Origin of the sequence: Streptomyces africanus (assembly GCF_002150735.1) — a bacterium.
GTDB classification, from domain to species: Bacteria; Actinomycetota; Actinomycetes; order Streptomycetales; family Streptomycetaceae; genus Streptomyces; species Streptomyces africanus.
Window position 1 is genome coordinate 1 of sequence record NZ_MUKA01000411.1, and the last position, 1,740, is coordinate 1,740.

The window sequence follows — 1,740 nt, forward strand, 5'->3', positions numbered from 1 at the left end:
CGGGCACCCAGGACGAGGGCGCGGCCACGCCGCATCTGACGGCGACGGCGACCGCGACCACCGCGCCCACGAAGGCGGCCGCCGACAAGGCGAGCACCACGGCAGGCAACACGGCCGCCGACAAGGCGAGCACCACGACTGCCGGCAAGGGCACGAACGCGAAGGGCACGAAGCCCGGGACGGCCGCCGCCACCCCCGCCGCCCGGATCTCCTGCAACGGCACCAACACCACCGTCACGGCCAAGCCGGTCCGCCGCCCCATCAACCACATGCTGATCACGGTCACGAACACCGGCTCGAAGACGTGCGACCTCACCTACTACCCGGTGCTGCGCTTCGACGAGATGCAGTGGGCCCCGCAGCCGATGGAGGAGTCCAAGCCGCAGGCGGTGACGACCCTGGCCCCCGGCGAGTCCGGCTACGCGGGCGTGCTGCTGTCGGCGGCCGACGGCAGCGGCACCGGCGGCACCACCGGCCACAAGCTCACGGTCGGCTTCCAGGGCCCCACGCCGAACAGCAGCGGCGGCCCCTCGGCGATCCCGTCGCTGCCCGCCGAGGGCGTGTACTACGACAGCTCGCTGAGCGCCACGTACTGGCTGGGGGACAGGGACGAGGCCCTGTCCTACTGAACCTTGAGCCGCTGGGCCACTTCGGTGGCCCAGTAGGTGAGGATGTTCCGGGCACCCGCCCGCCGGATACCGGTGAGGCTCTCCATGATCGCGCGATCGCGGTCGATCCAGCCCTTCTCGGCGGCGGCCTCGATCATCGAGTACTCGCCGGAGATCTGGTAGGCGGCGACCGGCACGTCCACGGCGTCCGCGACCCGGGCGAGGATGTCCAGGTAGGGCCCGGCGGGCTTGACCATCACCATGTCGGCGCCCTCCTCCAGGTCGAGGGCGAGCTCGCGCAGGGACTCACGCACGTTCGCCGGGTCCTGCTGATAGGTCTTCCGGTCCCCCCGCAAGGAGGAGCCGACGGCCTCCCGGAACGGCCCGTAGAACGCGGAGGCGTACTTCACGGTGTAGGCGAGGATGGCGACATCCTCCCGCCCGATCTGGTCGAGGGCGTCACGGACCACGCCGATCTGCCCGTCCATCATCCCGCTGGGGCCGACCACATGGGCACCGGCATCGGCCTGCACCTGCGCCATCTCGGCGTACCGCTCCAGGGTCGCGTCGTTGTCGACCCGCCCCTGGGCGTCCAGCACCCCGCAGTGCCCGTGATCGGTGGTCTCGTCGAGACACAGATCGGACATGACGAGCAGGTCGTCACCGACCTCGGCCCGCACGTCCCGGAGGGCGACCTGGAGAATCCCGTCCGGGTCGGTCCCCGGCGTCCCGAGGGCGTCCTTCTTCGACTCCTCCGGCACGCCGAACAGCATGATCCCGGAGATCCCCGCCGCGACGGCCTCGGCGGCGGCCTTCTTCAGACTGTCCCGGGTGTGCTGCACGACCCCCGGCATGGCCGCGATCGGCACCGGCTCGCTGACGCCCTCCCGCACGAAGGCCGGAAGGATGAGATCGGCAGGGTGCAACCGGGTCTCGGCGACCATCCGACGCATGACGGGAGTGCTCCGCAAACGCCGCGGCCGCGTACCGGGAAAAGATCCGTACGTCGTCATACGACCTACGCTACGCCCGCCCTATACCCCCTTATGCCGACGCGATGTCGACACTCAGCGACTCAGCGACTCAGCTGCGGGCATTCGTGCCGCTTAGGGCGGCACGAATGCCCGCAGCT

2 protein-coding genes are annotated in these 1,740 nt (G+C 70.6%); one reads left to right on the forward strand and one right to left on the reverse strand.

Going from position 1 to position 1,740, the window contains the following annotated elements; translation table 11 throughout:
- Positions 1–629, forward strand: a 629-nt coding sequence (locus tag CCL05_RS37875) for a DUF4232 domain-containing protein (protein WP_107400567.1), incomplete at its 5' end; no start/stop codon positions are given.
- Here the strand turns inward: CCL05_RS37875 and hemB are convergent.
- Positions 623–1,621, reverse strand: coding sequence for a porphobilinogen synthase (gene hemB, locus CCL05_RS37880; protein ID WP_086565163.1), 999 nt, complete (start codon positions 1,619–1,621; stop codon positions 623–625). The genes CCL05_RS37875 and hemB overlap by 7 nt on opposite strands.
- Between the last annotated feature and the right edge of the window lie 119 nt (positions 1,622–1,740).